The following is a 25,793-nucleotide window of genomic DNA, read 5'->3' on the forward strand; positions in this document are numbered from 1 at the left end:
TGCAATCGCTCTGATCCCTTAGCGTACGTTTTCGAACATTCTCTCACCGGACCCCAGGATCGCGGCGAGCACGGCCTGCGGGTTGGAGTGGGCGCGGCCCGAGCGCAGTTCCGGAAATGCGCACAGGAACCCGGTGCGGGCTTCCACCTCGGCGAGCAGCTCGGTGATGCGCACGCGGGGCATGAGCCGGTCGACGGCCGCGTCCAGCCTGTCGGCCGCAGCGGGCGTTACGGCCGCGAGCGGGCTGACCCTGAGGTTACCGCCCCGCAGCTCCACGCCGTCGAGCGTGCCGCGCTTCAGCGAGCCTGCGAACCGGCGCAACCGCCAGTCGAGCAGCCTGGCGCGCCCCTCCAAGTAGCGGCCGACGTCGGTGTCGAACGGCAGCGTGAGCGCGATCTCGGCCGCTTTGCCGGGCGGGAGCATATAGCTGTCGAAGCGCAGGTGTTCGCGCGTACCCTCCACCCACAGGTCGCCCGATTGGAGCCGCTCGCGCACGGTCGCGACCGTGGCGGTTTCGTAGCGACGGCGGTCGATGACGCCGCCCTCGGTGATCGCCGCCTTCCATTTTCTGGAAAACGGCATGGGCGCATCGGCCGGTACGTCTCGCCGCCCGGTCGCGTTCAGCGCGCGCACGACCTTGATCGCGCCGAGCACGCCGTCGCGCGAGCCTGCCGCCTTGAACCGGAACGCGTCAAAAAACGCGGGCGCGTAGCGCCGCATCGTCATGTAGCGCCCCGCCGCGCGGATCAGCGGCTCGTCGCGAGTCAGGTCGGCGATCGCGGTCGCCTCGCTCTCGGCGTCCAGAAGCCTCGTCCAGCCCACCCCGTCGTCGAGCGCCGCCCAGACGTCCAACCCGTCCTCGCGCGCGACCCGGAGTGCGCCGACCGTGGCGCCCAGCAGCCGCATGAGCCGGTTCACGTCGCGTGTGGTCGCCTCGATGCCGCGCTTCTGCGCGGCCCTGGCCCTGGCGAACAGGAGGCCGGTCTGCTTGCCGAACATCTCGATCGCGGCGTCCGCGAGCCGCGCTTCCAGGTCGATGACGGCTGCGGCGAGTGTCGCGCGCCTTCTGCGGAGCGAGTAGTCGGACAGGAGGAACGCGGGCGCGACGTGGCCTTCGCGCACGAGCTGCTCGAAGCGGTGCTCGTGGATGCGGCCGGCCATGCCCGGGTCGAGCCCGAGCCGGCGCACGTGCGCGAGCCGGGCGAGAATGCCGGCGAGATTGCGCGCGGTCGGGCTGTCCGACGTGTCGCGCAGCCACGCGAGCGGCGTCGTGCTGCGATCCTGGTCCACGATCAGCAACGCATCCAGCCCCGTCACCTGCTCCGGAGCAAGCGCATCGACCAGCGTGTCGGCCGCGAGGCGGCGCGCCATGGCGCGCCCCGCCACCCCGATCCGCTCGATACGGGCGGGCGCGGGCAGAACGATCCGGGCAGCACGCAAATGGCCCAGCACTGCCGCGGCGATCGGCTTGCCCCGTTCGGTCGCTTCCGCCGCGCGGGTGGCTGCGCCGAGCGCGCCGGGGACGTCGGCCGCCTCGAACGCGCGCAGGCGCAAACGCTCCATCGCCTCCCAGGCGTGTTCGAGCCGGGTCTGGGCGCGATGCGCGTAGCCCTCGAACGCTGTGGGCGCGATGTCGAGTTGCGCGGCCAGGTGCCGGATCAGAAAATCGGGGACGACATCGTCGTGGCGTATGCCGAAGCCGGGATGACGCAGCAGGGCGAGGTGCAGCGCGAAGCCGAGCCGGTTGGCGTCGCCGCGCTTCGCTTCGATCAGTGGCCGGTCCTCATCGGCAACCGTGTAATGCTTGGCGAGCGAGGCATGGTCGAGGGGCACGCCGAACAACGCGCGGCGTTCGTCGCCCGTTAACAGATCGCGTCTGGCCATCGATCACCCCCTGTCCGGGAGCGTATAGTTTATGGCCGACACGTGCGAGGTGTCGCGTAACTCTCAAGTTTCGCGACAGCGGCCCTGACCGGTCACGCCACGAGGTGTAAACGCTCGCGCTAAATGGCGGCGTTCTGATCGCGCTATTTGTCAGTTGCCGGGTCCGATGACGAGGCAATCGCGCGCGGCCTGAACGATGTCAGCGGTGACCTCCTCGACGCGGTTGAGGGTCATGATCCGCCGCATCTGCGCGAACAGGCGCTCCATGAGCCGGAAGTTGCCGCGCGTGATGCGGATCACGGCTGCCTGCGCTTCGATCGCGTCGAGTTGGGCCGGGTCGAAGCTGATCCCGAAATCGCCGGCGTGGGTCGCGAGCAGCAGCCGCATTTCGGTCTCGGTAAGCGGTTTGAACTCGTGGACGAAGCCGATCCGCGAGTAGAGCTGGGCATAGCGGGCGAGGCGCTTCTCCAAGCCCGGCATACCCATCAGGATCAGCCCGAAGCCGTGGCGATCGGCCATGTCGCGGAGATGTTCGAGCGACTTTATGGTCAGGCGGTCGGCCTCGTCGACGATGACGAGGGGGCAGGCGATGCGGGCGGCGTCATGGGTGATTTCGTCCTGCGAGCCGCCCGCGACCGTCAGCCGGGCATAGCCCAGCTTAATGAGGTTGAGGCCCAACACCGCGTCGATCGTCTTGGGCGTGTTGCTGACCGACACGGTGTAGAAGACGGCGCGGCAGCGAGCGACCTTTTCGCCAAGGAGCGCGGCAATGGGACGGAGCGCGGCATATTCCCCCAGGTCGGGGAAGCTGGAAAACTCGCGCGCCGATCGCGTCTTTCCGACGCCCGGCCGGCCATGACACACGCCGATATAGCGGTAGTGCGCGCAGGCTTCGGCAAACTCGACGAACCGGGCATGTTCGCGGGTCGCCAGGAACGGCTGCTCGACCAGGAAATCAATCGTCAGCGGCGTAGAGCCGGAGCCCTCGGTAGGTGGTGGGCCGGGAAGCCGTATCCTCTTGGTCGCCATCGAAGGTCTCCGTGGGGGCAGGCACCTGCTTGTCGCGCTCCTTCGCGCCGCGCCGGGCGCGCTGGATCGCGCGCAACGACGGGTGCCCAGCGTGCTCGGAGCTGAGCGCACGGCAGACGAACCGGCCCTGGTGGTAGACGTGGATCTCGGTCAGGTCGCGGGGGTCATAGACCGCCTCGACCTGCTCGCCGACGAAGGCCGCGAGCGTGGGTTCGACATAGCGCCTGCCCATCAGACGGATGCCGTCGCGCAGCACTTTACGGGGCTTGGGCACGTGCACGAGCAGCATGTCGAGCTGTTCAAGGCTGTCGGGCATTGCGGGCAGGAACCCGCCCTTCTGCCAGCGCGTGATCGGCGGTTCGCCGGTGCTGCCATGCGGGCGACGATGATAGACGCCGCACACGAACGCCTCGAAGCGGGCGCGCAGCTCGTCGAGCGTGAGCACTGGCGCCGACAGCGGCTTGCCCGCGATCAGGTGGCCGGGCAGGTCGGGCAGGAACATGTCGTTGATGGTGCGGAACAGCCGCTCGATCTTGCCGCGCCCGCGAGGACGCCCCGGCAGCGAATGGATGAGGCGGATTTTGAGGGCGATGCACGCCTGCTCGATATGCTCGGAGATGAAATCCGAGCCGTTGTCGACGTAAAGCTGTTCGGGAATGCCGCTGACGATCCATTCGGGATTGGGCTTGCGCCAGATCGCCTGCCGCAAGGCGAGCGCCGTGTTGAGGGCACTGGGGGCATCGAGGCTGAGGAAGTAACCGGCGATGGCTCGGCTGTGATCGTCAACGATGACGGTCAGCCAAGGACGCACCGGGGTTCCGGCATCATCGAGCACGAGAATGTCGAGAACGGTATGATCGGCCTGCCACATCTCGTTCGAGGTCGCGGCTTCGCGCCGATGCACTAGCTCGTGCTGGTCGCGGTAGACGGCCGGATCGGAGGCTGCGGCGATCTGGCTTGCCGGTATCGCCCTGACGACACGCGCGACGGCCGCATAGCTGGGGGTTCGGTGTCCATGCGCGATGGCGAGTTCCTGCACCTTTCGGTGAATGGCGGCGACCGGGGGTCGCGGGCGCTTGGTGGCGAGAGTGCGGGTCAGTTCGACCAGATGTTCCGGCAGGTGCAGCCTGCCCCGATCGTTGCGCGGCAGACGCGCGAGACCGGCAAGTCCTTCGGCACGGTAGCGCCCGAGCCAGCGCTGCAACGTCCGCTCGCTCAGCGTGCCGGTGCGGGCGAGGTCCGCGAGCGGGATGCCATCGGCGAGGTGCGGTTCAAGGACGCGGTAGCGCTCGATCGCCAGCGGCGGGACAAGCGCCGGATGCGTCACCGCCGACGGTCCGTGTCGCAGGTAAGGAAAACGGAGATTTGCCTGCCCATCGCCATGCGAGTCCGCTCGCGTTGCCAAACCGGCCTGTTCGACGTAAATCTACCCGGTAAAGAAAACTAGGGCAACATAGACCTGCCGATGACGACTTTCTTCCCAAACCGCGCCCGATCGGGGCGCCACCGGCCCTACGCATGAAAATCGGTTACGCCCGCGTATCGACCGCCGAGCAGAACCTGGACCTCCAGCGTGATGCGCTGAAGGCTGCCGGCTGCGAGAAGGTCATCACCGACAAGGCCTCCGGGGCGACTGCCGCTCGCCCTGGATTGGAAAAGGTGAAGGAGCTGCTTCGCGCCGGCGACACACTGGTGGTCTGGCGCCTCGACAGGCTCGGCCGCTCGCTCCGTGATCTGATCGGATGGATGACCTACCTCGACGAGGAAAAGGTCGGGCTGCTGAGCCTGCACGAGGCGATCGACACGACCACCACGTCGGGCAAGCTTACCTTCCACCTGTTCGGGGCATTGGCGGAGTTCGAGCGCAACCTGATCCGCGAGCGGACCCAGGCCGGTCTCACCGCAGCCCGCGCTCGCGGCAAGAAGGGTGGCCGGCCGGCCGCACTCGGCAAGGACAAGCGCGACCTGGCCGTCAGGCTCTACCACGAGAACACGATGCCGATCGCCAAGATTTGCTCGATGCTCGGCATCTCCAAGCCAACACTCTACGCCTATGTGCGATCGGCCGAGACCAAGCCGGTAGCCGCGTAGCGACGCTCGCCGACAAATAGCGCGATCAGAATGCCGCCACTTAGCGCGAGCGTTTACACCGCGTCCAAGCCAAGCGCGCCATTGCCCGCTATATCGACGGCTTCTACAACCTCGTCAGGCGCCACTCCGCACTCGATTACACCAGTCCCGCGCGGTTCGAACGAACCGCGTCACGCTGAGCGAATGCCTCTTCACTTAAACGAAGCAAGTCTAGTTGCTTTGACAAGGCCACTTGGGGTGTTGCGTGTCGCGCGACAATCAGAATGAGAATGCGCGACAATCAAGATGAGAATCCGGTGTGGGGGGAGCGGCGCAGGGCGTAGCCCGTAGCCGTTCCCCCCACACCGGAGCACCCTTTTGGGGGCTGCCGGAGATGATCGCGGTGTTGGGTATGGTGGGGTTTTTCCTTTGAGGAGGACCCCGTGTGTGCCTGGCCGTCACATAACCGATCATCAGATGAGGCTGTTTATGACATTGAGGAAAGACCACCCGGTGGCCGTGGCTGCGGCGAAGGCGGGGATGAGCCCGGCTGCGGGCTACCGGCTGCTGAAGGATCCGCAGCTACCTTCGCAGAAGAAGGCGCCCCGTGGGCGGCGGCGTCCCGATCCGCTTGCCGGGTTCTTCGACGAGGAGGTTGTGCCGCTGTTGGAAGCAGCGCCCGGGCTGCGTCCGATTGCGGTCTTTGAGGAGCTGCGCCGTCGGCACGGCGATCTGCCGTTTGCGCGCCGGACGCTGGAGCGGCGGATCAGGGGCTGGCGTGCGCTGCATGGGCCCGAGCGCGAGGTCATCTTCCGGCAGTTGCATGAGCCGGGCAGGCTTGGCCTGTCGGACTTCACCCATATGGGCGATCTCAATGTCACGGTCGCAGGCGTGCCGCTGGAGCATATGCTCTATCACTTCCGACTGACCTATGGCGGGTTCGAGCACTGCCATGTGATCCTGGGCGGCGAGAGCTTTGTTGCCTTGGCTGAGGGGCTGCAGAACGCCTTGTGGTCCGCAGGCGGTGCTCCGCGGCGTCACCGGACGGACAGCCTCTCGGCTGCGTTCCGTAATCTTGATGCCGATGCCCGCGCTGATCTGACCACGCGATATGATGCGCTGTGCCGACATTACGGGATGGAGCCGACCCGCAACAATACAGGCGTTGCCCACGAGAACGGCTCGATCGAGAGCTCTCACGGCCACATCAAGGCTGTGGTGAGGGATGCCTTGCTGCTGAGGGGAAGCAGCGACTTTGCTGATCTGGCGGCGTATCGCGGCTTTATCGATGAGGTCGTGACCGCGCGCAATCGGCGCCATGCTCCCTCGATCGATGTCGAGCGTCGGACCTTGCAGCCGCTGCCAGATACGCGCACGAGTGATTATGAGGCCGTGCTGGTCAGGGTCACCTCATCGGGCGGCTTTACCTTGCGCAAGGTGTTCTACACCGTGCCTTCAAGGCTAATCGGACACCGCCTGCGCGCGCGGCTCTATGATGACCGGATCGATCTGTTCCTGGGCAGCACGCTGCTCATGACCCTGGTGCGCGGCCGCGCTGGCGACAATGGCAAGCATGGTCATATCGTCGATTACCGGCATGTGATCCACTCGCTGCGGCGCAAGCCGATGGCGCTTATGGGGTTGGTCTATCGCGATAGCCTGTTCCCCCGCGAAGCCTACCGACGGATGTTCGAGCATCTGCTGGAGCATGAAGGCGAGCACGCCGCCTGCAGGATGACCGTCGATCTGCTGGCCATGGCGCACGAGCGCGCCTGTGAGGCTGAGCTTGCCGGACTGCTCGAAGCCGATCTTGCCGCGCGGCGATGCCCTGACATCGCTGCTCTGCGCAGCCGGTTCTCGCCTGATCCTGAGCAATTACCTCAGGTGGATGTAAAGCTCGGGCGTCTGGCCTCCTACGACAGCCTGATCGGATGGGGAGAGGCGGCATGAGCACATCCCCGATGATCGACGCCCAGCGGCTCAGTCTGATGCTGAACGAACTGCGCTTGCCGGCAATCAAGCATATGTGGGGCGACTTCGCCGCGCGCGCCGACAAGGAAGGCTGGCCTGCCGCCCGCCTCCTGACCGCGCTCGCCGAGCATGAGATCGCCGAACGGGATCGGCGGCGGACCGAGCGGCATCTGGCCGAGGCCAAACTGCCCGCCGGAAAGACCCTCGACACCTTCGCGTTCGAGGCTGTGCCGATGGTATCGAAGGCCCAGGTCATGGCCATGTGCGCGGGTGATGGATGGCTCGAGCAGGGGGCCAACCTCATCCTCTTCGGCCCGCCCGGTGGCGGCAAGACCCATCTGGCCGCTGCCATCGGCCTTGCGCTGGTCGAGAATGGTTGGCGTGTCCTGTTCGCGCGCACTTCCGACCTCGTGCAGCGCCTCCAGGTCGCCCGGCGTGAACTGGCGCTCGAATCCGCGTTGGCAAAGCTCGACAAGTACCACCTGCTGGTCCTCGACGACTTCGCCTATGTCAGCCGCGATCAGGCCGAGACATCGGTCCTGTTCGAGCTGATCAGTGCCCGCTACGAACGCCGCTCGATGCTGATCACCGCCAACCAGCCCTTCGGCGAGTGGAACAGCATCTTCCCCGATCCGGCCATGACGCTCGCCGCAGTGGACCGACTGGTCCACCACGCAACGATCTTCGAGATGAACGTCGAAAGCTATCGGCGGCGAACCGCCGAAGCACGCCGGTCAGGCCCCGGCCGACCCGCCAACTTCACCACGCCCAAGGTCCTTGAAGCCGTCCGCGACAATCAGGACGACAAATAGACCTTGCCAGCGACAATCAACATGCCCACACAATGTCGCGCCGCGACAATCAACTTCTCATCCTGATCGTCGCGCAACTCTCACCTTGAATGTCGCGCTACAGTTGCGGACGACAAGTGAAAAGGCAAAGGTTTATCCGTGCTCGATCCCCGACTGAGATATGCCGTTGCGGTCGCGCGAGTCGGCTCGTTCTCCGGCGCGGCCAAGGCTGTCGGCGTGACCCAATCGGCGGTCACGAAGAGTGTCGCCGACCTCGAACAACAGGTCGGTTTCGCGATCTTCAACCGGACATCGCGCGGCGTCGCAATGACGCCGGAGGGCCGCGACTTCATCGATCGGGCCGCACGGCTGCTCGCGGATGCGCTCGATCTGCTGGGAGAGCGAGACCGCAACACCGATCCGTTTGCGGGGTTGCTTCGCATCGGGCTGTTTCCGGGCTCGATCGATTGGTTGATCATGGGGCCGGCGATCGGGCTTCTGAAGCGGCGTGCCAGCGTCCGGATCGAAACGGTTTCGGGAAATAGTGAGCGTGCGGTGCAACTGCTCTCTCGCGGAGATATTGATGTTGCGTTCGGGTTAGAGGCAGCCTTCGCCGGCTGGCCACAGTTCAAGAGCGATCGCATCGCGACGGTGGAAATCCTGCCGTTCGTACGCAAGGACCACCCGATCCTAACGCGCCATCCCGTCGACAAGCAGTCGCTGGCGCGGTTCGATTTTGTCGTTCCGTCCTCTTCCGAACCCTACACCCCGATCATCCAGCAGCTGTATGAGCAGGACGGGCAACGCCCGGAAGATCGCATCCACCTGACCGACCACTTCCCGCTGGTTCGTCAGATCGTCGCCGCGACCGATACCATCGGGCTGGTGGCAAGGGCTTTCACAGCAAGCCGCTGGTTTCGCGATGCGTTCGTACCATTGCTCGACACGGGCTTGCTCGACCCGCTGGTGTTGTCATACGCCGCACGCGCGCGATGGCCGATCAAGCCCGCAGGCAAGGACCTGATCGCGCGCGTGCGCCAAGCGTGGATGCCTAGAAGCTGAGTGCCACCTCTCCGCCGATCACGCGTCCTTTGTTGAGTGGCGACAGGCTGGCGCCGACACCGCCGAACGCCGTAGAGAGTGGGGTGTCGCCGCCATAAGTGACCTCGTTCAGCAAATTGCGGCCATAGATCGAGACGCGCCACACGCGATCGGTCGTCGTGTAGGTCAGGCTAGCGTCGAGCATGTCCGCCGCGGGCAGGAAACCGATATTGTTGTCGGTGAAGCGGGCACTATCACGGTGCGTAAAATCGACGCGTGCGGTCGCGGTGCCGACCGAGCCCAGTCGCTGATCGTATGTGATGCCCGCGCCATAGGTCCAAGGCGAAAGCCGCGGCAGCTTCAGATTGCGGTCGACGTCGTTGATGATCCCGTCGCCGCTGATGTCGAAACGGACGTTGCTGTACTGACCGTGGACGTAGCCCACCTGTCCAGACAGCACGAGATTGGGGAATACGAAGAATTGACCCTCCGCCTCCACGCCCTGGATCTTCGCGTCAGCCGTGTTACGAATGACCTGACTGACGCCGAGCGGACCAGGAACGATGATTTCCCGCTGCAGATTGTCCAGCTGGTTATGGAATGCGGCAAGGTTCAGCCGGCTACGGCCGAACTGCTTCTTTGCCCCGATCTCGAAACTGTCCTGCACCTCCTGATCGAACGGCCCCGGCGGGACGCCCGGGTCGGTATTGCGCAAATTGTATCCGCCGCTGCGGAAACCGCGTGTGTAGAGGCCGTAAACCTGAGTCCGGTCATCCGGCTTCCACTGTAGTCCGATTTTCGGCGTAAAGCTTTTCCAGTCATCGGAATCGACGAAGTTGGTATTGCAGATGAGCGCGGCCAGATTGCACCCGTCCGCCCGCAAGGTGCCCACGCGCACGAACTTGCGTTCCCAGCTGTAACGCCCCCCCAGATTGACCGTCAATGTGTCGGTAAAATGCCAGTCGGCAGAGGCAAAGATGCCCCATGTGGTCTGGTCTTGGGTCCCCCCACCCGAAACGATGCGGGTATTGTTCAGCAGATTGCGACGCTCGGCATACCTCAGATCCTGGGTAAAGTAGTATAGGCCGGTAGTAACCTCGACCGCACCGAATGTCCCGGCATAACGCAGCTCGTTGCTCAATTGCTTCTGCGCAATATTGAAGAAGCCGTTGAAGAACGATTGCGGCGTCCCATCGATATCGGTCGCCGTCCGCGACCGAAACTGACGATAGCCCGAGATATTCGTGATGACGCCGTCGCCCAGGCCGATATCGACATTCGTTTCGACGAGCGCCTGGTTCCAGACCGCCTTGTAGAAGCCCGGGAAGTCAATCGACAGACCAAAGGTGTTGCGTGGGAATACGGCGTGGCTTTGAACCGGGGCGCCGTCGCCATCGACATCGCCATGCTCGAAGCGAATATCCATGCGGAAATCGTCGCCGCCTTTGAAGGAGAGCGCCGGGCGGATGATCAGGTCGCGTGACTTGCCGAAACTCCTGCCGTCAAAGCGGTTTCGGAACCAGCCGTCGTCGTCGCTGTAGTATACCGCCAGCTTGGCAGCCAGGACGTCATCGATCAGCGGTCCCGTCACCATCCCACTGACGGTCTTCTTGAGCCCCGTTTCGACGGAAACCTTGGCATTGGCCCCAAAGGTGAAGCGGGGAAGGGTCGTGCGCATCACCACCGCGCCGCCTGTCACGTTACGGCCGAACAGCAATCCTTGCGGTCCGCGCAGCACCTCAACCCCCTCAAGGTCGAAATTGTCGAGGACGACGCCCGCATTGATCCCCAGATACATGCCGTCGACGAAGACGCCGACCGTAGGGTCGATCGAAGGGATGGTGCTGTTGATACCTAGGCCGCGGATCGTGAAGTTGGCGTAACCAGGCGCAGTGCCAACGCCGTCGAGCTGCACGTTGGGTACATCATAACTCAGGCTCTGGAGGTTCTGCACGAACTTCGCGTCGAGCTGAGCTTCCCCGAATGCGGTCATCGCGATGGCGACGTTCTGCACGCTCTCTGCGTAGCCCCGCTTGGTGGCCGTCACGACGATCTCTTCGGAAAGCGCCTCCGTCGCCGTCGGCCTCGCGGCTTCGGTCTGGCCAGAGGGTTGGGGCTCCGGCGTCGGCGACGCCACCGGTGCCGATTGTGCAAATGCCGATCCAGCCCAAACCAAGGCGACGGACGCGAACAGGCAATGTTTCATGGCCCCATCTCTCCCAAGAATTTATGATTATCGACCAACGGAGTCGCATGGTCGGACGCGGTCGTCCAATTCAATATGCGGGCAATCTATTCCATCGTGTCATAAGTCGCCGGCTCCTGCCGGGGGTTGGACCGCGGCAAGGCTGTCGTTGATCGTCGTCGGGTATTCGGCATGCGTGAAATCGCTTATCTCGCACCAGTGACGCGCGATGTCGTCAGGCGTGAAATCCGCCATGTCGCCAAAGCGATGGCCCCGTGAGCGCTGCCATCGCAGTTTCGAGACATAGCCGGCGCCCACCTCGAAAAGGCCTTTGGTTTCGCTGCAATCCTCGTGAGCCAGCCAGCCTACCAATGGGCTGATCGCCTCCGGTCGCAGCCGCGTGAGCAAATCTTGCGGGAACACCGTTTCCGTCATCCGCGACGCTGCGATCGGAGCGATCGTGTTGACCCGAATATTCTTGGTGCGGCCCTCCTCCGCCAGCGCATTGGCGAGACCGAGAATGCCGAGTTTTGCCGCAGCGTAGTTGGCTTGCCCGAAATTGCCGTAGATGGCGGCGGCGGACGTCGTCATCACGACGCGGCCATAACCCTTGTCGCGCATCACCGGCCACGCCGCCTGCGTGACAGCGCGCGACCCGTTCAAGTGCACGTCGTGCAGCAGCGTCCAATCCTCATCGGTCATCTTACCGAAGCTGACGTCGCGCAAGATGCCGGCGTTGTTCACAACCACATCGACCGTGCCGAACGCATCGAGCGCGGTCGTGACGATCCGCGCGCCGTCCGTTACGGAATCGTAGTTCGCGACCGCCTCGCCACCGCCGCGGCGAATCTCCTCGACCACCCGGTCGGCGGCGGTCGACGAGCTGCCGTCGCCCATGCGCCCACCGCCAAGGTCGTTCACCACGACGCGAGCGCCGCGCGCACCGAACAGCAGCGCGTGCTGACGACCCAGCCCGCCACCGGCGCCGGTGACGATCACGACCCGGCCGTCGTAACGCAAAGTGTCGATCATCATCGTACCCTCCGTCAGCGAAACGCCCCGATGCCCGTCAACGCGCGCGCGATAATGAGCTTCTGGATTTCCGTCGTTCCATCCGGGATCGGACAGATGATCGCTTCGCGTGCCAGTCGCTCGACGATGAAGTCCCTCGTCACGCCGTTGCCCCCGTGGATCTGCAGAGCGTCGCGGGTGACGCCGATGGCCATCTCGGTCGCGAACCATTTGGCCATCGCGCATTCGGTTTCGGCGCGAATGCCGGCATCGACGAGCGCTATCGCCCGGTGCGTCAGCAGCCGTGCGGCATCGATCTGCGTCGCCATGGTCGCCAGCTTGTCGGCGATGAGCTGGTGGCCGGCGATCTTCCGACCATGCTGCGTGCGCTCCTTTGCATAAGCGATCGCCTCGTCCAGCGCGCGCCGGGCAATGCCGATGCTCCACATCGCCATGTGGCAACGCGCGATCTCGAACACCTTCAGCGTGTTGCGCAAGCCGTCCCCGGGCTGACCCAGCGTGTTGCCCGCGGGCACCCGGCAGTCGGTGAGAAAAATCTGCGCTGTAGACTGGCCGTTCAAGGCCATCTTCTCGATGTCGCGTACCTCGTACGGGCTTTCCGCGCGATCGATCAGGATGTGGCTGATTTCGTCATCGCCCGTGCGACAGGTGCAGATCAGTATGTCCGAATAGGCCCCGTTGGTGATCCACGTCTTCTCGCCGTTGATGATCCAATGGTCGCCGTCGCGCACCGCCCGCGTTTTCACCGCCGCCACATCGGAACCGACATCGGGTTCCGAGATTCCGATCGATACGAAGAGCTCACCTGCGACGAGGCCCGGCAAGTAGCGATCCTGCAAATCCGACGACGCGTTGCGCCTGATGAGCTCGATACCCACCGCGTTGATGAACCCCGGAATGGCAACGTCGAGCGACGAATAGACGATCTCTTCGAAGACCATCAGATGCGTCAGCCAGCCCATGTCGAGCCCGCCCCACTGCTCAGCATGCGGTGCCGTGATGTGACCGAACTGTGTCAGCTCACTGGTCCAACGCTGCATGAGCTGACGAGGGATGAAGCCCGGGCCATGGCCGCGGATTTCAGGTTCCAGTTTGTCGTCGAGGAAACGGCGGACGCTTTCGACCGCCATCCGCTGCTCTTCGTCTGGTTGGAATTCCATGCCCTCTGCTCCCTATCGACCGAGGATGGTGACTGCGACGACAGCCTCCTCCACGCCCACCACTCCGCCGCCGTTCTGCGCGATCGCGACACGGGCGCCGTCGACCTGCCGCGCGTCTGCTTCGCCGCGCAGTTGCCCGACCAATTCGTAGATCTGGGCAAGACCTGTTGCGCCGATCGGATGACCCCTGCTTTCGAGCCCGCCGGACGGGTTCACCGGCAGGCGACCACCAAGGACGGTTTCGCCGCGCTCAGCGGCGATGCCACCTTCGCCCGGCGGTACCAGGCCCAGCGCCTCGATTTCGATGATCTCTCCCATCGCAGTCGCATCGTGAACCTCGGCGACGTCGACGTCGGTCGGATCGACGCCAGCCGCTGCATAGGCACGGGCCGCCGCCAACCGGGTGACGTGCCGATCGTAGTCGCACGCGTCGCGTTCGGAACTGGTCTGCAACACCGATGCGAGGATCCGGATTGCGCGGCCGGGCGACACGGCAAGTTTGCGCAAGCCCGCTGCATTGCAGATGACGGCTGCGCTTGCGCCGTCGCTTATCGGCGAACACATCGGCAGCGTCAGCGGATACACGATCGGTGCCGCCGCCAGCACCGCCTCTACGGTAAAGGGGGTGCGATATTGTGCCAGCGGATTTCCGACCGAATGGCCATGGTTCTTGGCGGATACGGCAGCAATCTGTGCCTGTGTCGAGCCGTAGGTCTTCATGTGCGCGCGCGACATCGCGGCATAGATGTCCATGAAGACGCTGTAAGGCTGGGCAGACACCGAGCCATCCGGCACCGCGACGCCCTGACCCATCGCCAACAGAATATCGCGGTTCCGCGCGGTTTCATGCACGTCCCAAGCCCCGTCGAAAGCGCTGAACATCAGCGCCTTGTCGGGTGAGCACATCTTCTCGGCGCCGATCGCCAGCACGATGTCCGCCGCGCCCGAGCGGACATAGGCGTTTGCCATGTGCAGCGCAGTCGAGGCTGTCGCGCAGGCATTCTCGACATTCACGACGGGGACGCCGTGGATACCGATGGCGCGGGCGATGATCTCGCCGCGGATCATGTCCTGGCCTTCCATATGGCCCTGGACACAATTGCCGAAGAATACCGCCTCGATGTTCGCCGGCCCGCATCCCGCATCGGCGAACGCCTGTGCGCAAGCGTCGGCCGACAGCGCCTTCAAGCTCCGGTCCAATTGCCGACCGAACGACGTCATGCCGACGCCGGCGATGAAGACCTCGCTCATCGCCCTACGAACTCCGGCGGCCGTTTCGCCGCGAAGGCTGCCAGTCCCTCCTGCAGATCATACGAGTCTGCGTAGGCGGCGACGATCTCCATTTCTCGCCGCAAACCCTCCTCGTGCGAGCAGTCGACGGCGAGCGCCGCCAGCTCCTTCATGCGCGCCAGGCCAAGCGGGCTTTTCGCGGCCAGCGTCTCGGTCAGTGCCTGCGCGGTCTCCGCCAGCGCCGCCGCTGGCACGCAGCGGCTGACCAACCCCGCGCGCTCCATGTCCTGCGCGGAAATGGACTCGCCGGTCATCATGAGCCGAGTGGCGCGGGCAGCGCCGATCTTGCGCGGCAGGCGGATCGATCCGCCACCACCCGGAAGCAGCCCGTAGTTCGCGTGTGCGTCACCGAAGACAGCGTCGTCGGCCGCGATCACGATATCGCAGCACAGGACCAGTTCCAGTCCGCCGGCGAGCGCCAGCCCGTTGACCGCCGCGATCGTCGGCAGCCGCGATGCTTCGATCCGCGTGAACACACGGCCCAACTCGCCGAGGAAATGCGCGAGACCGGTGCTGATAGGGGTATCGCCGGCACGGATCGCCCGCAGGTCGGCACCCGCGCAGAAGGCGCGTCCGACCCCGCTGATGACGAACGTGCGCACCGACGGATCGGCTTCGGCCGCTTCGATAGCGGCCTCAAGGTCGTGCGCCAGCCCGAGCGTGAGGCTGTTTAGCGCCTGCGGCCGATTCAGGTACACCCAAGAAGCGGGCCCGCGCGTTTCTACGGTGATATTCTCGAACGACATGAGTGGCTCCGCGGAATTTTCGGGCAGGACAGCGCTCACGCGCCGGAGATGCGACTGGCGTGGCCGGCCCAATAGGGCTCGCGAAGTTTTGATCGCAGCACCTTGCCGACGTTGCTCAGCGGCAGCGGCTCAGTCGTGAAGACGACCTGCGCAGGCTTTTTGAACGAACCCAGCCGTTGACTGACCAGATCGATGATATCCTGTTCGGAGATCTGCGTGTCCGGTGCGACGACGACCACCGCCAGGGGGGTTTCGCCCCATTTTTCGTGCGGGATGCCGAAAACGGCGGCGGCAACCACCAGCGGGTGATCGGCAATGACGTTCTCGATCTCGGCCGGATAGATATTGTAGCCGCCAGAGACGATCAGGTCGTTTGCGCGATCCAGCAAGTAAAGAAATCCGTTGGTGTCGACCCGGCCGATGTCGCCGGTCTTCACCCACCCGTCGACCATGCGTCGCGACGTTTCCTCGGGATCATCCCAAAACCCCTGCATCTGGCCGTTCTCGAACCGGGCAACGATTTCGCCCGGTTCGTCGGGGCCCAGCGCGCGCCCTTCGGCATCGCGTATCTCGAGATCGACAAAGGGCATCGCGCGGCCGACCGACTGAAGCGGGGTCGATCCCTCGGTCTGGCCGAACCATTCCTTCGGCCCAAGCGATGTCACGGGCAGGATCTCGGTCTGGCCATAGGCGGTGTGCAGCACCTCGTCGCCGAAGATCGTGCAGGAACGGCGTAGCGTCGCTTCCGACACCGGCGCGGAGGCGCTGAGCAGGCATTTCAGTTGGGGAAAGGCATGGCCTCGCGGATTGCCGTGGTGGACGATCGCGTTCAGCATGGTTGGCGCAACGAAGGCATAGCCGACGTTCTCGCGTGCCAGAATCTCGAGAAAGCTCTCGGGATCGAAGGCGTCCATCATGATGTTGCGGCCACCGATCGCCCAATACGGCGAGAACATGAATCCGGACGCATGCGACAAGGGGCCGACGTGCAGTACCGTCGACCCGGGGTCCGGTCGTGGCCCGACCGCTTGGAAGCCCGCGCAGATCGTCATCCAACTGCGGTGCGTGTACGCGACCCCCTTCGGAGCGCCGGTCGTGCCGCCGGTATGGCGTATGACGCACAGGTCGTCGGGCTTGATTGCCGGATCGGGATCTCTGTCTGATGCCTGGTCGAGCCAGCGCTCGTAGTCCGCATCGCGCACGATCAGCCGGTCGAGGTCCGGTAGTTCCTCGTTCAAGCCAGCGACTTCGGGTCGTAGCGCCGCATCGACCAGCGCGAGCCGGCAACCTGTGCTGCGCATCATGTGGGCATGGGATTCGCGGCGATTGCGGGCATAAAGCGGCACGCGAACGAAATTGCCGATGGCCGCCGCGAGAAAGATGTCGGCGGCTTCGATCGAATTCTTCTCGAGCGTCGCGATCTTGTCGCCGGGCCGCAGGCCGGTATCGGCCAGCGCATTGGCAAGGCGGACGCCCCGCGACCAGGCGCCGGCGAACGTGAAGCGACGGTCGCCGTGCACCAGTGCCTCGCGGGACGCGAAGTGGCTGGCTGCTCGGCGCAACTGGCTGCGTAGTTCCATCGTCAGCGCCGCCGAACGCCGAAGGGGCAGGCGTGCAGATTGTAGCCCAGGTCAGTCCGGATCGTTGCCATCAGCCTCTCCGCACACGCAGTGTCAGTCTTTGTCATCCCGGATCGGACGATGTCGTCGCGCTGTCCAATTCATTGGGTTCGAACCGTATTCCCCTTTTTCATATTTGTTCGAGCGGACGAAATGACACGACACAGCTCTAGCCCACAGAAATGTGGTCGATCGAGGTAGAGGACAGCGCATGAAGGGTCACGGGCCGCTCGCCGGCATACGCGTAATCGAGATTGCCGGGATCGGCCCGGCCCCATTCTGCGGCATGCTGCTCGCCGATCTCGGCGCCGACGTCGTGGTCGTGGATCGCCCGGCACCAAGCCCCGACGCGATCGACTTAGGCAGCGCGTCGATCCTCGACCGGGGCAAGCGGTTCGTCCACCTCGACCTGAAACAGCCCGACAGCGTAGCGACCGTCCTCGACTTGATCGAGCACTGCGACGCTCTGATCGAAGGGATGCGCCCCGGGGTCATGGAACGGCTCGGTCTCGGGCCCGAACCGTGCCTGGCCCGCAATCCGGCGCTGGTGTTCGGGCGGATGACCGGTTGGGGACAGGACGGCCCGCTCGCGCAGGCGGCGGGTCACGACATCAACTACATCGCGCTGTCGGGGGCACTATGGTACGCGGGTCAACCCGGCTCGCCTCCGGTCGCGCCGCCCAGTTTGGTCGGCGACCTAGGCGGGGGCGCGCTCTATCTTGCAGTCGGTCTGCTCGCCGCCATTCTATCTGCGCGCGCGACCGGGCGTGGCCAGGTCGTGGATGCCGCGATCGTCGACGGAAGCGCGCACCTTATGAATCTGCTGCTCAGCTTGAAGGCGGCCGGGCATTTCGTCAGTGATCGAGGCCGCAGTATCCTGGATGGTCCGCACTGGTATGCGACCTATCGCTGCGCAGACGATCGGTTCGTATCGGTTGGATCGCTGGAACCCAGGTTCTATGCGCTGCTGCGCGAGAAACTCGGGCTCGGGGACGACCCCGATTTCACCGACGGCTACGATCCCGCGCGCTGGCCCGATCTCACGCGACGGTTCGAGGCGTTGTTCCGACAGCGTACGCGCGAGGAATGGTCGGCGCTACTGGAAGGGTCCGACGCCTGCTTTGCCCCGGTGCTCGATCCGGACGAGGCCGCATCGCACCCGCATATCGCCGCGAGACAGATCTATCGAAGTATCAATGGCGTTGCGCAAACTGTGCCGGCACCGCGTTTCTCGAAGACGCCGCCCGCCATTTCGAGCAGTCGTTCCGCCGACGCCCATCAGCCGGGGTCGATCGTTACCGAATGGCGAGGTTGTTAACAATAGCAGGCTGCGAGGCGGAAGTCGTCTAGAAGGTGCTATCAGCGCGGTAGCGCCAAGCGCGTCGAGGTCGCATTTCCGTCTTGCGGACCTGCTCATAAGCAGACACATCGACCGTTTCGTAATTGGACCGAGCAAGTTTGCAGCAATTGACAGCCGCACCACAGTGCGCCCAGACAGCTGAAAGGCGGATAAGCGACCTGTCTGCGCGCCGAGTGCCTGAACAGCCATCGGTTGCTGTCGCTGGCGGACGCCCGGGCGAAGATCGAGGCTTGGCGACGGGAGCATAACAAGAGCCGTCCTCACACGGCTCTTGGCTGGCCGACGCCAGTGGAATATGCTGCATCCGCTTGGGTTAACCCCGGCGAATGCAGGCCGGACGCTCGCATCACGCCCGGATGAAAACCGGGGACCGTCAAACACCGGATTTCAGGTTCGACGTCGATCTACACCCATCAATGAAAGGTGCGCCCGCCGTCGATCGCCAACGCAACCCCGGTGACGTAGGACGATTCCTCGCAGCTGAGATAGAGAATGCCATTCGCGACTTCCATCGGGTCCGCGCTGCGCCTGAGGGCATAGGGCGATGCCTCGGACTCGGCGAACTTCACATGTTCGGGTGAGAGCAGTCCAGTCACAACAGATCCTGGACAGATCACGTTTACGCGGATCTTTGGCGCCAATTCAAAGGCCAAGGCCTTTGACAGCGAAACTAGCCCACCTTTCGAAGCGACATAGGCCGACATGCCATTCAGCGTTGGCATCAACGCAGTCCCCGACGAGATGTTGACGATGGTCGGTTTGTCGCTGTTTCTCAGATGCGGGAGCGCGGCCTGGATGAGCGTGTAGGGACCAGTCAGATTGACGGCCAGGACCTCATCCCAATCCTCATCGGTAGCGTCCTCGATCAGCCTGAGGCGGTGGATCCCGGCGACATTGACGACGCCATCGAGGCCGTCCATTGCGACGACGGCGTCCGCGACGCATCGGATCACCGCCTTGCGATCCGCGATGTCCGCAGCGAATGCCACTGCAGACACCGCATCCGCCACCGCCTGCACGCCGTCAGCCGTACGGTCGATGAGCGCAAGCCTTGCGCCTTCCCGGGCGAACAGTTCGGCCGTCGCGCGTCCGATACCCGAGGCGGCCCCCGTGACGATGAAGCGCCGTCCAGCCAGCCGACCGCTCATGATCCGACACTCGCGGCGAGTGATGCGCCCTCGAAGACAGCGTCGAACAGCGGATGTATACTCGCAATTCCCATAGTGAAATGATTCCTTCTGGAGACGATCGACACCTATTACCCGGGTCTCTCGAATTGAACGCAGACACTGCCGCCTTCACCGTCGACACGTCACTAATCTTGAAGGGTGGCCCGTCCACCCTGAGATGCCATCTGCATCGTATCCATTCGCTATGGACTGGTTCGAGTGCAGCGATCCGCCGAGGCCGATCGAACATCGCTTGCCTGACCGGAACCGAATGCGAGCGGCTATCGTGATGGCCGCTCGCCATGCCGCGCCCGGAGATTGTCAATCGGCGTCCAAAAAGGACCCCCTATCGGCGTGCAAAAGGGACCCCCTTCGTCGAGCAGCGTGACGGGTATGACGGGCGCTTTGTTCGCGCTGGTTGCGGCGTAGGGCGGGCGTAGCCCGACCGGAGGCGCAACCAGCGCGAAGCGTTCTCTGCCGGTGGTCCTGGGCGTCAACTGCGGTGCTTGAAGCGCCAGCTGTCATTGCCCGTTTCGACGATGTCGCAATGGTGGGTAATGCGGTCGAGCAGCGCGGTGGTCATCTTGGGGTCGCCAAAGACGGTCGGCCACTCGCCAAAGGCGAGGTTCGTCGTGACGATGACCGAGGTCTGCTCGTAGAGCTTGCTGACGAGGTGGAAGAGCAGTTGGCCGCCCGAGCGGGCGAACGGCAGGTAGCCAAGCTCGTCGAGCACCACCAGATCGAGCCGGGAGAGCTGGGCTGCCAGCGTGCCGGCCTTGCCAAGACGCGTTTCCTCCTCAAGCCGGTTCACCAGGTCCACCGTGTTGAAGTAGCGCCCCCGGGCGCCGGCCCGTACCACATTGGTGGTGATGGCGGTGGCGAGGTGCGTCTTGCCTGTGCCCGTCCCACCGACAAGCACGACGTTGCGCCGGCCCGGAAGAAACGAGCCGCTGTATAGCGAGCGCACCAGTCCCTCGTTGATGGGGGTGTCATCGAAGACGAAGGCGTCGAGGTCCTTCACCGCGGGCAACCTGGCGGCCGACATCCGGTAACGGACCGACGCTGCATGGCGGTGCGTCGCCTCGGCACGCAGCAGGTCGGTCAGGACCTCCATGGTCGTGCGCTTGCGCTGGAGACCGGTGGTGACCGCCTCGTCGAAGGCGCCAGCCATGCCCTTCAGCCCCAACTCGGTCATGGCCGTCATCATCTCATGCCGCTGCATGGAGACCTCGCAGGCTGTCATAGCGGTTGCAGTCGGCGCGGGGCGGATGGCGCAGCGCCAGGTCCTCGGGGGTGACAATGGTTAGCGGTCGTGGCGGTTCTCGCCTGCGGGCCAGGATGTTGACGATGACGTCGTCGCTGGCGGTGCCGGCCAGCAATGCTTCGCGCACGGCCGCTTCCACCGCCTCGAGCCCGTCATCGAGCACTGTCGCCAGCACCCGCACGAACCGCCGGTCGGCGTCGTCGCCGGCGCCGAGCTTGCGCCGCAGCCGTGACAGCGCAGGCGGCAACTCCCAGCCCTGGAACGGTGCGCCGTTGCGCAGGGCGCCCGGCTTGGTCGCCAACACCGGCAGATAATGCCACGGGTCGTAGATGGTCCGGTCCCGGCCAAAGAACCGGGGATGGTCGGCGACGACTTCACCGTCGCAGCGCACGAGGATGCGGTCGGCATAGGCACGGACCTGCACAACGCGCCGAACCGTCCGGGCAGAAACGGAGTAGCGGTTGCGGTCGAAGCTGATGAGGCAAGTGCCGCTTACCGCGTGCTCGCTCTCGTGGAAGCCGTCGAAGGGCGCGACAACAGGCTGGAGCACCGCCCGTTCGGCTGCCCATGCCTGGGCGACCGTCAGTTCCTTCCGCTCGGGATGCCGGTGCATGTCGGCCCAGCGCCGACACTCGGCCTCCAGCCAACCGTTCAGCTCCTCGAGGCTGGTAAATCGCAGGCGTGGCTGGAAGAAGCGGCCGCGCGCGGTCTGCACCTGGTTCTCGACCTGACCCTTCTCCCAGCCCGACGCCGGTGAGCAGGCGGTCGGCTCGACCATGTAATGGTTGGCCATGACCAGGAAGCGCCGGTTGAAGACCCGCTCCTTGCCCGTGAACACGCTCGTCACCGCCGTCTTCATGTTGTCGTAGATGCCGCGCGTCGGCACGCCTCCGAAGAAGGCGAATGCCCGCGCATGCGCGTCGAACAGCATCTCCTGTGTCTCGCGGGGATAGGCGCGCACATACATCACCCGTGATGCGCACAGCCGCACATGCGCGACCTTTACACGCATCGGCTTGCCCGAGATCTCGACGTCCTCATGGCTCCAGTCGAACTGATACGCCTCGCCCGGCCGGAACAGCAGCGGGATGAACGCCGGCGCATCCATCACATCGCGACGCCGCGCCTGCCGCCAGCGAGCCGCATAACGCCGCACCGCGTCGTACGAGCCGTCGAACCCCTCGCGTAGCAGCAGGTCGTGGATGCGCGTGAGGCGCAGCTTCTCGCGCCGCGGTCGTGCCTCGTCTTCCTCCAGCAACGCATCCAGTCGCGCCTGAAACGGCCCCAGCTTCGGCAGCGGCTGCACCTCCCGCCGGTAGCCCATGTCCGCCTCCGGCGCCCGGATCGCCTTGCGCACCACCTTGCGCGACAGGTGCAAGTCCCGCGCTATCGCCTTGATGGCCTTCCCCGACGCGTGCTCGCGCCGGATCCTCAACACCGTCTCCAATACCAGCATCCCGATCTCGCCGCCTGACACACGCCAAGCGAACAGCCTAGACCACCGGGATGAGGGGTCCCTTTTCGACGCCGATCACCCCGCTACCGGGGTCCCTTTTCCACGCCGATCCACAGTTTCGGTCCACAAAGCGACCCCTGGCCAATACAACATGCGCCCGAAACCGCGCGCTCTCCATCTGTGGCCAGCATGTTGCAAGCAGCCGAGAGTAGCCGAAGGTGGTGGCTCACAATGATGAGTGTCGAGAGCCATGCCGAGCGCAGACCCGAACTTGTCTTTCCGTCCTGTGATCCGAGCGGGTCGGCAGTTGTTATCGGCGGGCTGTACGATGGCGGAAATCGAGTTGGATCATATAAGACGCTTTGGCGGAACAGTGCTGAGGGGTGGCGCTGGGAAATCGACGACTATCGTCGGGATGGATCGAAGGCATTAGCGGCAGAAAGTTTACAAGCGATCGAACCTGAGTGCTCGGCAAAACTCACCAATGAACAGCTCCAAATCCAAGCCGTTAGCGATGCGAAAGAGATCGCGTCTGTTTTGCGACAGGAGCAGGCCGGCAAACAGGTCGACTGGTTGGCTGTTCCAAGACGAAGCGTGGCCGAAGACGTTATCTTTGTCGGCAACGATGGCCGACGCATCCGCAGGCTCCCCGCCAAGCTGCCCATTCGGCGCATAGCGGGTGCGTTATCGTCCGGAAGCAGTTACGATGAAACGCTACGGTGGAGTAGCCGCGTCCTGGACGGGTCTGCACAAGCCCATAGCTTTCAGATCACCCAGTGGCGCGGTCCCAAGAATGGATGGCAGATCGTCTACTACGAGCTCCGCGGGTGAAACATCACGAGAGGTGATCCGGTAACTTCCAACTCGTCCAACCTCACAAACCCACGAAACTTAATATACTTTGCGGCAACGCTCAGGCTTTTGTTGACCATTTGTTCCGACTGCCGCTGTCCATATGACAAACCTTGAGGTGCCCCCTACATCAGATAGACGCTTCCAGCTTTCCCGTTTTTCGACGTCAGCCAGGCCGTTTCGGGAAAAAGCAATCGGGAACAGATTCCGGGAAATCCAGCCGCTGAGGCGCGCTTCACCGCTCACTCGGCACGGCCATTCTCGACCGACCTCCGTTTCCGGGAATGCTGGCGAACACGAACGGCAAGTGGTACATACTGAAACAGCAACAATATTGGAGGCCTCGAATGACGAAAGCAAATCGCTTGTGCATCAAGGTCGCACTCTTGCCGACCCTGACATTCGTCGTGAGCCTGCTCGGTTTCATGGCCCTGCGAGCGGCGGGTGACACCAGCCCACTTCCTGCTGGCGCTACTCAATACGTTCTTAGCGCAAGTCTTCTGGTGACATTCGGCGCTATTGTCGCGGCTAACCTTTTGCGCGTCAGGCTCGACCACTAAGAACGCCTGCTTTCATTGCGGGTTCGTCATTCCCGCTATTCGATCCTCGTGGGAAAGCGCACGCGGTGTGACCGAGCCCGCTGCTGTCGCAGCGGGTCCGGGGTCAGGAGCCGATAGGTCACCGCATCAGCGGGGGCAGCGCTGCGCTGTGGGATGGCTCCACGCTGCCCCCGCTGCCACCAAGTGTCATTTCTATCTGGCGGAGAATGTGTCTTTTCTAACTGGCGGCAACAAATCTATGGTCTGCAGATCGGCGTGATTCACGCTAGGCCCGTTGAATTCGCGTCCAGTCTCTGGTCGATCGCAAGAGCGGATCGCTCTGACCAGCTTAGCAGAGACCTCTACCTCGACCCTGCGCGCTATTCCTCCTCTCGTTCCGGAAGTAGTGCCGGACTGACGTGACCCCCTGATTTTCCTCCAAGCTTGATTAGAGTCTGGCCTGAAGGAAGGACAGACGATGAAGCGACTGAGGTTCACGGAAGAGCAGATCATTGGGGTGCTGAAGGAGGCCGAGGCGGGGGCGAAGACTGCTGACTTGGCCCGGCGGCACGGGGTGTCGGAAGCGACGATCTACAACTGGAAGTCGAAGTATGGCGGTCTGGAGGTATCCGAGGCCCGGCGGCTGAGGGAGCTTGAGAGCGAGAACGCGAAGCTCAAGCGATTGCTGGCCGACACGATGCTGGACAACGTTGCGCTGAAGGATCTTCTGGCAAAAAAGTTCTGACGCCCGCCGCCATGCGGGAAGCTGTGGCTCATCTCCAGGCCTGCCACGGGATGAGCGAGCGGCGGGCGTGCCGTGTCATCGATGCCGATCGCAAGAGCGTGCGTTACCGTTCCACCCGGGACGATGATGCCGATCTGCGTGAGAAGCTGCGCGAGCTGGCCAACCAGCGTCGCCGGTTCGGCTATCGCCGTCTGCATATCCTGCTGCGCCGGGAGGGCGTGATGATCAACCGCAAGAAGACCCAACGTATCTACCAGGAGGAAGGGCTGGCAGTCAGGCGGCGGCGCAGCCGCAGGCGTGCTGTGGGCACGAGGGCACCTGCTCCGGTGCTGGCGTTGCCGAACCAGCGCTGGAGCCTGGACTTCGTGCATGACCAGATGGCGTCGGGTCGCCGGTTCCGCGTGCTCAACGTGGTCGATGACGTGACCAGGGAGTGCCTGACAGCGGTGCCCGATACCTCGATCTCGGGCCGCCGGGTCGTGCGCGAGCTGACGGAGCTGATCGCCCGGCGTGGCAAGCCCGGCATGATCGTCATCGACAACGGCACCGAGCTGACCTCCAACGCCGTGCTGGCATGGTGCGGGGAGCTCGGCGTTGTGGAGCGGCGTGCAAAATTGACCCCCTTAGCGGGGTGATCGGCGTCTAAAATTGACCCCCTTCATCTCATTGTGAGAAGCGCCGCCGTTTGGGTTCCGACGGCGGGTACAGGGATGTTGGTTGTGGAGACGATTACGAGGATCCGTCGGGAGCACCGGGACGGTAAGCCGATCAAGGCGATAGCGCGGGATTTGCGGCTGTCGCGCAACACGGTGCGCAAGGCGTCCGGGCGCCGAACGCGGATGCCAGTTACGAGCGCAAGGAACAGCATCGGCCGCAGACCGGTCCTTTCAGCACTCGCCTGGAAGAGCTGCTTGAAGAGAACGAAGGGCTGCCCCGGCGTGACCGGCTTCGCATGACGCGGATCCATGATCTGCTCCAGCGCGAAGGGTTTGGCGGCTCTTATGACGCTGTGCGGCGCTATGCTGCGCGCTGGAAGCGTGAGCGTCGCGTCGAGGCCGGCGATACCTGCCGTTCGCCCGGTCCGGCGGTCAGATGCTCTTCCACCTGATCAGCAAGCTCTACGAAAAGACCTCGGTCATCATCACGACCAATCTCGCCTTCGGCGAATGGCCGAGCGTCTTCCACGATCCCAAGATGACCACCGCGCTTCTCGATCGCATCACGCACCACTGCGACATCATCGAGACGGGCAATGACAGTTGGCGGTTCAAAAACCGGAACTGAGCCGAAAACCCCTTCCCCCGGACCCCCATCCCCGGCGGTTAACCCGGTGGGTCAACAGGGACCTCCCACGGACGCCGCCGCCAGCACACCTGACGGTGCGCGTCGTCGTCCGTGGGCCCCTCCTATCGACTACCGGGATAACCGCCTGACTACCGAAAGGTGGGGTCAATATTGGACGCCGATAGGGGGTCAGTTTTGCGCGCCGGTTGACATTCGCGGCGCTCTTGTCGGATTGGCTCACGGCTGAATGGGGTCACGTCCGTCAATGAGGTGTAATTTGGGGTGTGGTCACCGGGCTGCATGGTC

Annotated in this window: 19 protein-coding genes and 4 pseudogenes; 11 read left to right on the forward strand and 12 right to left on the reverse strand. The window is 64.1% G+C overall.

Going from position 1 to position 25,793, the window contains the following annotated elements; translation table 11 throughout:
* Positions 1–36: 36 nt before the first annotated feature.
* The 3 genes and pseudogenes from AX725_RS11645 to AX725_RS11655 form a co-directional block, all read right to left on the reverse strand.
* Positions 37–1,884 (reverse strand): annotated as a pseudogene (locus tag AX725_RS11645) (DUF4158 domain-containing protein); the annotation flags it as partial.
* 150 nt (positions 1,885–2,034) lie between these two features.
* Positions 2,035–2,913 (reverse strand): AAA family ATPase, encoded by an 879-nt coding sequence (locus tag AX725_RS20550; protein WP_082736903.1) that lies wholly within the window; start codon positions 2,911–2,913, stop codon positions 2,035–2,037.
* Positions 2,840–4,240 carry a TnsB C-terminal domain-containing protein gene (locus AX725_RS11655; RefSeq protein WP_004212864.1) on the reverse strand — a complete coding sequence of 467 codons (1,401 nt, stop codon included), beginning with the start codon at positions 4,238–4,240 and terminating at the stop codon, positions 2,840–2,842. Before AX725_RS11655 ends, AX725_RS20550 begins: the two co-directional genes overlap by 74 nt.
* A gap of 191 nt (positions 4,241–4,431) precedes the next feature.
* Here AX725_RS11655 and AX725_RS11660 point away from each other — a divergent pair, with 191 nt between their 5' ends.
* From AX725_RS11660 to AX725_RS11675, 4 genes are all read left to right on the forward strand, one after another.
* On the forward strand, positions 4,432–5,004 hold the full coding sequence (locus tag AX725_RS11660) for a recombinase family protein (RefSeq protein ID WP_007407197.1): 573 nt from the start codon (positions 4,432–4,434) through the stop codon (positions 5,002–5,004).
* Positions 5,005–5,430: 426 nt separating this feature from the next.
* Positions 5,431–6,933 carry an IS21 family transposase gene (istA, locus tag AX725_RS11665; RefSeq protein ID WP_066114263.1) on the forward strand — a complete coding sequence of 501 codons (1,503 nt, stop codon included), beginning with the start codon at positions 5,431–5,433 and terminating at the stop codon, positions 6,931–6,933.
* Positions 6,930–7,766, forward strand: a complete 837-nt coding sequence (gene istB, locus AX725_RS11670; RefSeq protein WP_066114260.1) for an IS21-like element helper ATPase IstB — start codon at positions 6,930–6,932, stop codon at positions 7,764–7,766. The genes istA (AX725_RS11665) and istB (AX725_RS11670) overlap by 4 nt, the downstream gene beginning before the upstream one ends.
* 138 nt (positions 7,767–7,904) lie before the next feature.
* Positions 7,905–8,807, forward strand: a complete 903-nt coding sequence (locus tag AX725_RS11675; protein WP_017980760.1) for a LysR family transcriptional regulator — start codon at positions 7,905–7,907, stop codon at positions 8,805–8,807.
* Here AX725_RS11675 and AX725_RS11680 read toward each other — a convergent pair.
* From AX725_RS11680 to AX725_RS11705, 6 genes are all read right to left on the reverse strand, one after another.
* On the reverse strand, positions 8,797–10,992 hold the full coding sequence (locus tag AX725_RS11680) for a TonB-dependent receptor (protein WP_020486663.1): 2,196 nt from the start codon (positions 10,990–10,992) through the stop codon (positions 8,797–8,799). The two genes, AX725_RS11675 and AX725_RS11680, sit on opposite strands and share 11 nt — an antisense overlap.
* Positions 10,993–11,091: 99 nt before the next feature.
* Positions 11,092–12,006, reverse strand: a complete 915-nt coding sequence (locus tag AX725_RS11685; RefSeq protein WP_017980758.1) for an SDR family oxidoreductase — start codon at positions 12,004–12,006, stop codon at positions 11,092–11,094.
* Between the two features lie 11 nt (positions 12,007–12,017).
* The gene (locus tag AX725_RS11690) at positions 12,018–13,133 is read right to left on the reverse strand and encodes an acyl-CoA dehydrogenase family protein (protein ID WP_231292100.1); all 1,116 of its coding nucleotides are present in this window, start codon (positions 13,131–13,133) and stop codon (positions 12,018–12,020) included.
* Between the two features lie 42 nt (positions 13,134–13,175).
* Positions 13,176–14,414, reverse strand: coding sequence for a thiolase family protein (locus AX725_RS11695; RefSeq protein ID WP_017980756.1), 1,239 nt, complete (start codon positions 14,412–14,414; stop codon positions 13,176–13,178).
* Complete coding sequence (locus AX725_RS11700) at positions 14,411–15,199, reverse strand: enoyl-CoA hydratase/isomerase family protein (protein WP_024310683.1); 789 nt, start codon at positions 15,197–15,199, stop codon at positions 14,411–14,413. The genes AX725_RS11695 and AX725_RS11700 overlap by 4 nt, the downstream gene beginning before the upstream one ends.
* A 35-nt stretch (positions 15,200–15,234) precedes the next feature.
* Positions 15,235–16,779 (reverse strand): class I adenylate-forming enzyme family protein, encoded by a 1,545-nt coding sequence (locus AX725_RS11705; protein ID WP_017980754.1) that lies wholly within the window; start codon positions 16,777–16,779, stop codon positions 15,235–15,237.
* 250 nt (positions 16,780–17,029) lie between these two features.
* Here AX725_RS11705 and AX725_RS11710 point away from each other — a divergent pair, with 250 nt between their 5' ends.
* On the forward strand, positions 17,030–18,136 hold the full coding sequence (locus AX725_RS11710) for a CaiB/BaiF CoA transferase family protein (RefSeq protein WP_017980753.1): 1,107 nt from the start codon (positions 17,030–17,032) through the stop codon (positions 18,134–18,136).
* Positions 18,137–18,340: 204 nt separating this feature from the next.
* Entirely contained in the window at positions 18,341–18,538 is a 198-nt protein-coding gene (locus AX725_RS20555) for an integrase core domain-containing protein (RefSeq protein ID WP_081609168.1), read from the forward strand.
* A gap of 53 nt (positions 18,539–18,591) precedes the next feature.
* On the opposite strand, the gene AX725_RS11715 is transcribed toward AX725_RS20555, so the two are convergent.
* The 3 genes from AX725_RS11715 to istA (AX725_RS11725) form a co-directional block, all read right to left on the reverse strand.
* Positions 18,592–19,326 (reverse strand): SDR family NAD(P)-dependent oxidoreductase, encoded by a 735-nt coding sequence (locus AX725_RS11715; protein WP_017980752.1) that lies wholly within the window; start codon positions 19,324–19,326, stop codon positions 18,592–18,594.
* Between the two features lie 514 nt (positions 19,327–19,840).
* On the reverse strand, positions 19,841–20,569 hold the full coding sequence (gene istB, locus AX725_RS11720; RefSeq protein ID WP_017977237.1) for an IS21-like element helper ATPase IstB: 729 nt from the start codon (positions 20,567–20,569) through the stop codon (positions 19,841–19,843).
* On the reverse strand, positions 20,556–22,067 hold the full coding sequence (istA, locus tag AX725_RS11725; protein ID WP_017977238.1) for an IS21 family transposase: 1,512 nt from the start codon (positions 22,065–22,067) through the stop codon (positions 20,556–20,558). Before istA (AX725_RS11725) ends, istB (AX725_RS11720) begins: the two co-directional genes overlap by 14 nt.
* 234 nt (positions 22,068–22,301) lie before the next feature.
* Between istA (AX725_RS11725) and AX725_RS11730 the strand changes: the two genes are divergently transcribed.
* From AX725_RS11730 to istB (AX725_RS11755), 5 genes and pseudogenes are all read left to right on the forward strand, one after another.
* Positions 22,302–22,898 carry a hypothetical protein gene (locus tag AX725_RS11730; protein ID WP_202185046.1) on the forward strand — a complete coding sequence of 199 codons (597 nt, stop codon included), beginning with the start codon at positions 22,302–22,304 and terminating at the stop codon, positions 22,896–22,898.
* Between the two features lie 368 nt (positions 22,899–23,266).
* Positions 23,267–23,479, forward strand: a complete 213-nt coding sequence (locus tag AX725_RS11735) for a hypothetical protein (protein ID WP_156458495.1) — start codon at positions 23,267–23,269, stop codon at positions 23,477–23,479.
* 457 nt (positions 23,480–23,936) lie between these two features.
* Positions 23,937–24,790, forward strand: a pseudogene (locus AX725_RS20560) (IS3 family transposase); the annotation flags it as partial.
* 123 nt (positions 24,791–24,913) lie between these two features.
* Positions 24,914–25,266, forward strand: a pseudogene (locus tag AX725_RS20565) (IS21 family transposase); the annotation flags it as partial.
* Positions 25,266–25,487, forward strand: a pseudogene (gene istB, locus AX725_RS11755) (IS21-like element ISSsp4 family helper ATPase IstB); the annotation flags it as partial. The pseudogenes AX725_RS20565 and istB (AX725_RS11755), both read left to right, overlap by 1 nt.
* Between the last annotated feature and the right edge of the window lie 306 nt (positions 25,488–25,793).

It is taken from the genome of Blastomonas sp. CCH9-A1 (assembly GCF_001557175.1).
In the GTDB taxonomy this organism is placed as follows: domain Bacteria; phylum Pseudomonadota; class Alphaproteobacteria; order Sphingomonadales; family Sphingomonadaceae; genus Blastomonas; species Blastomonas delafieldii_A.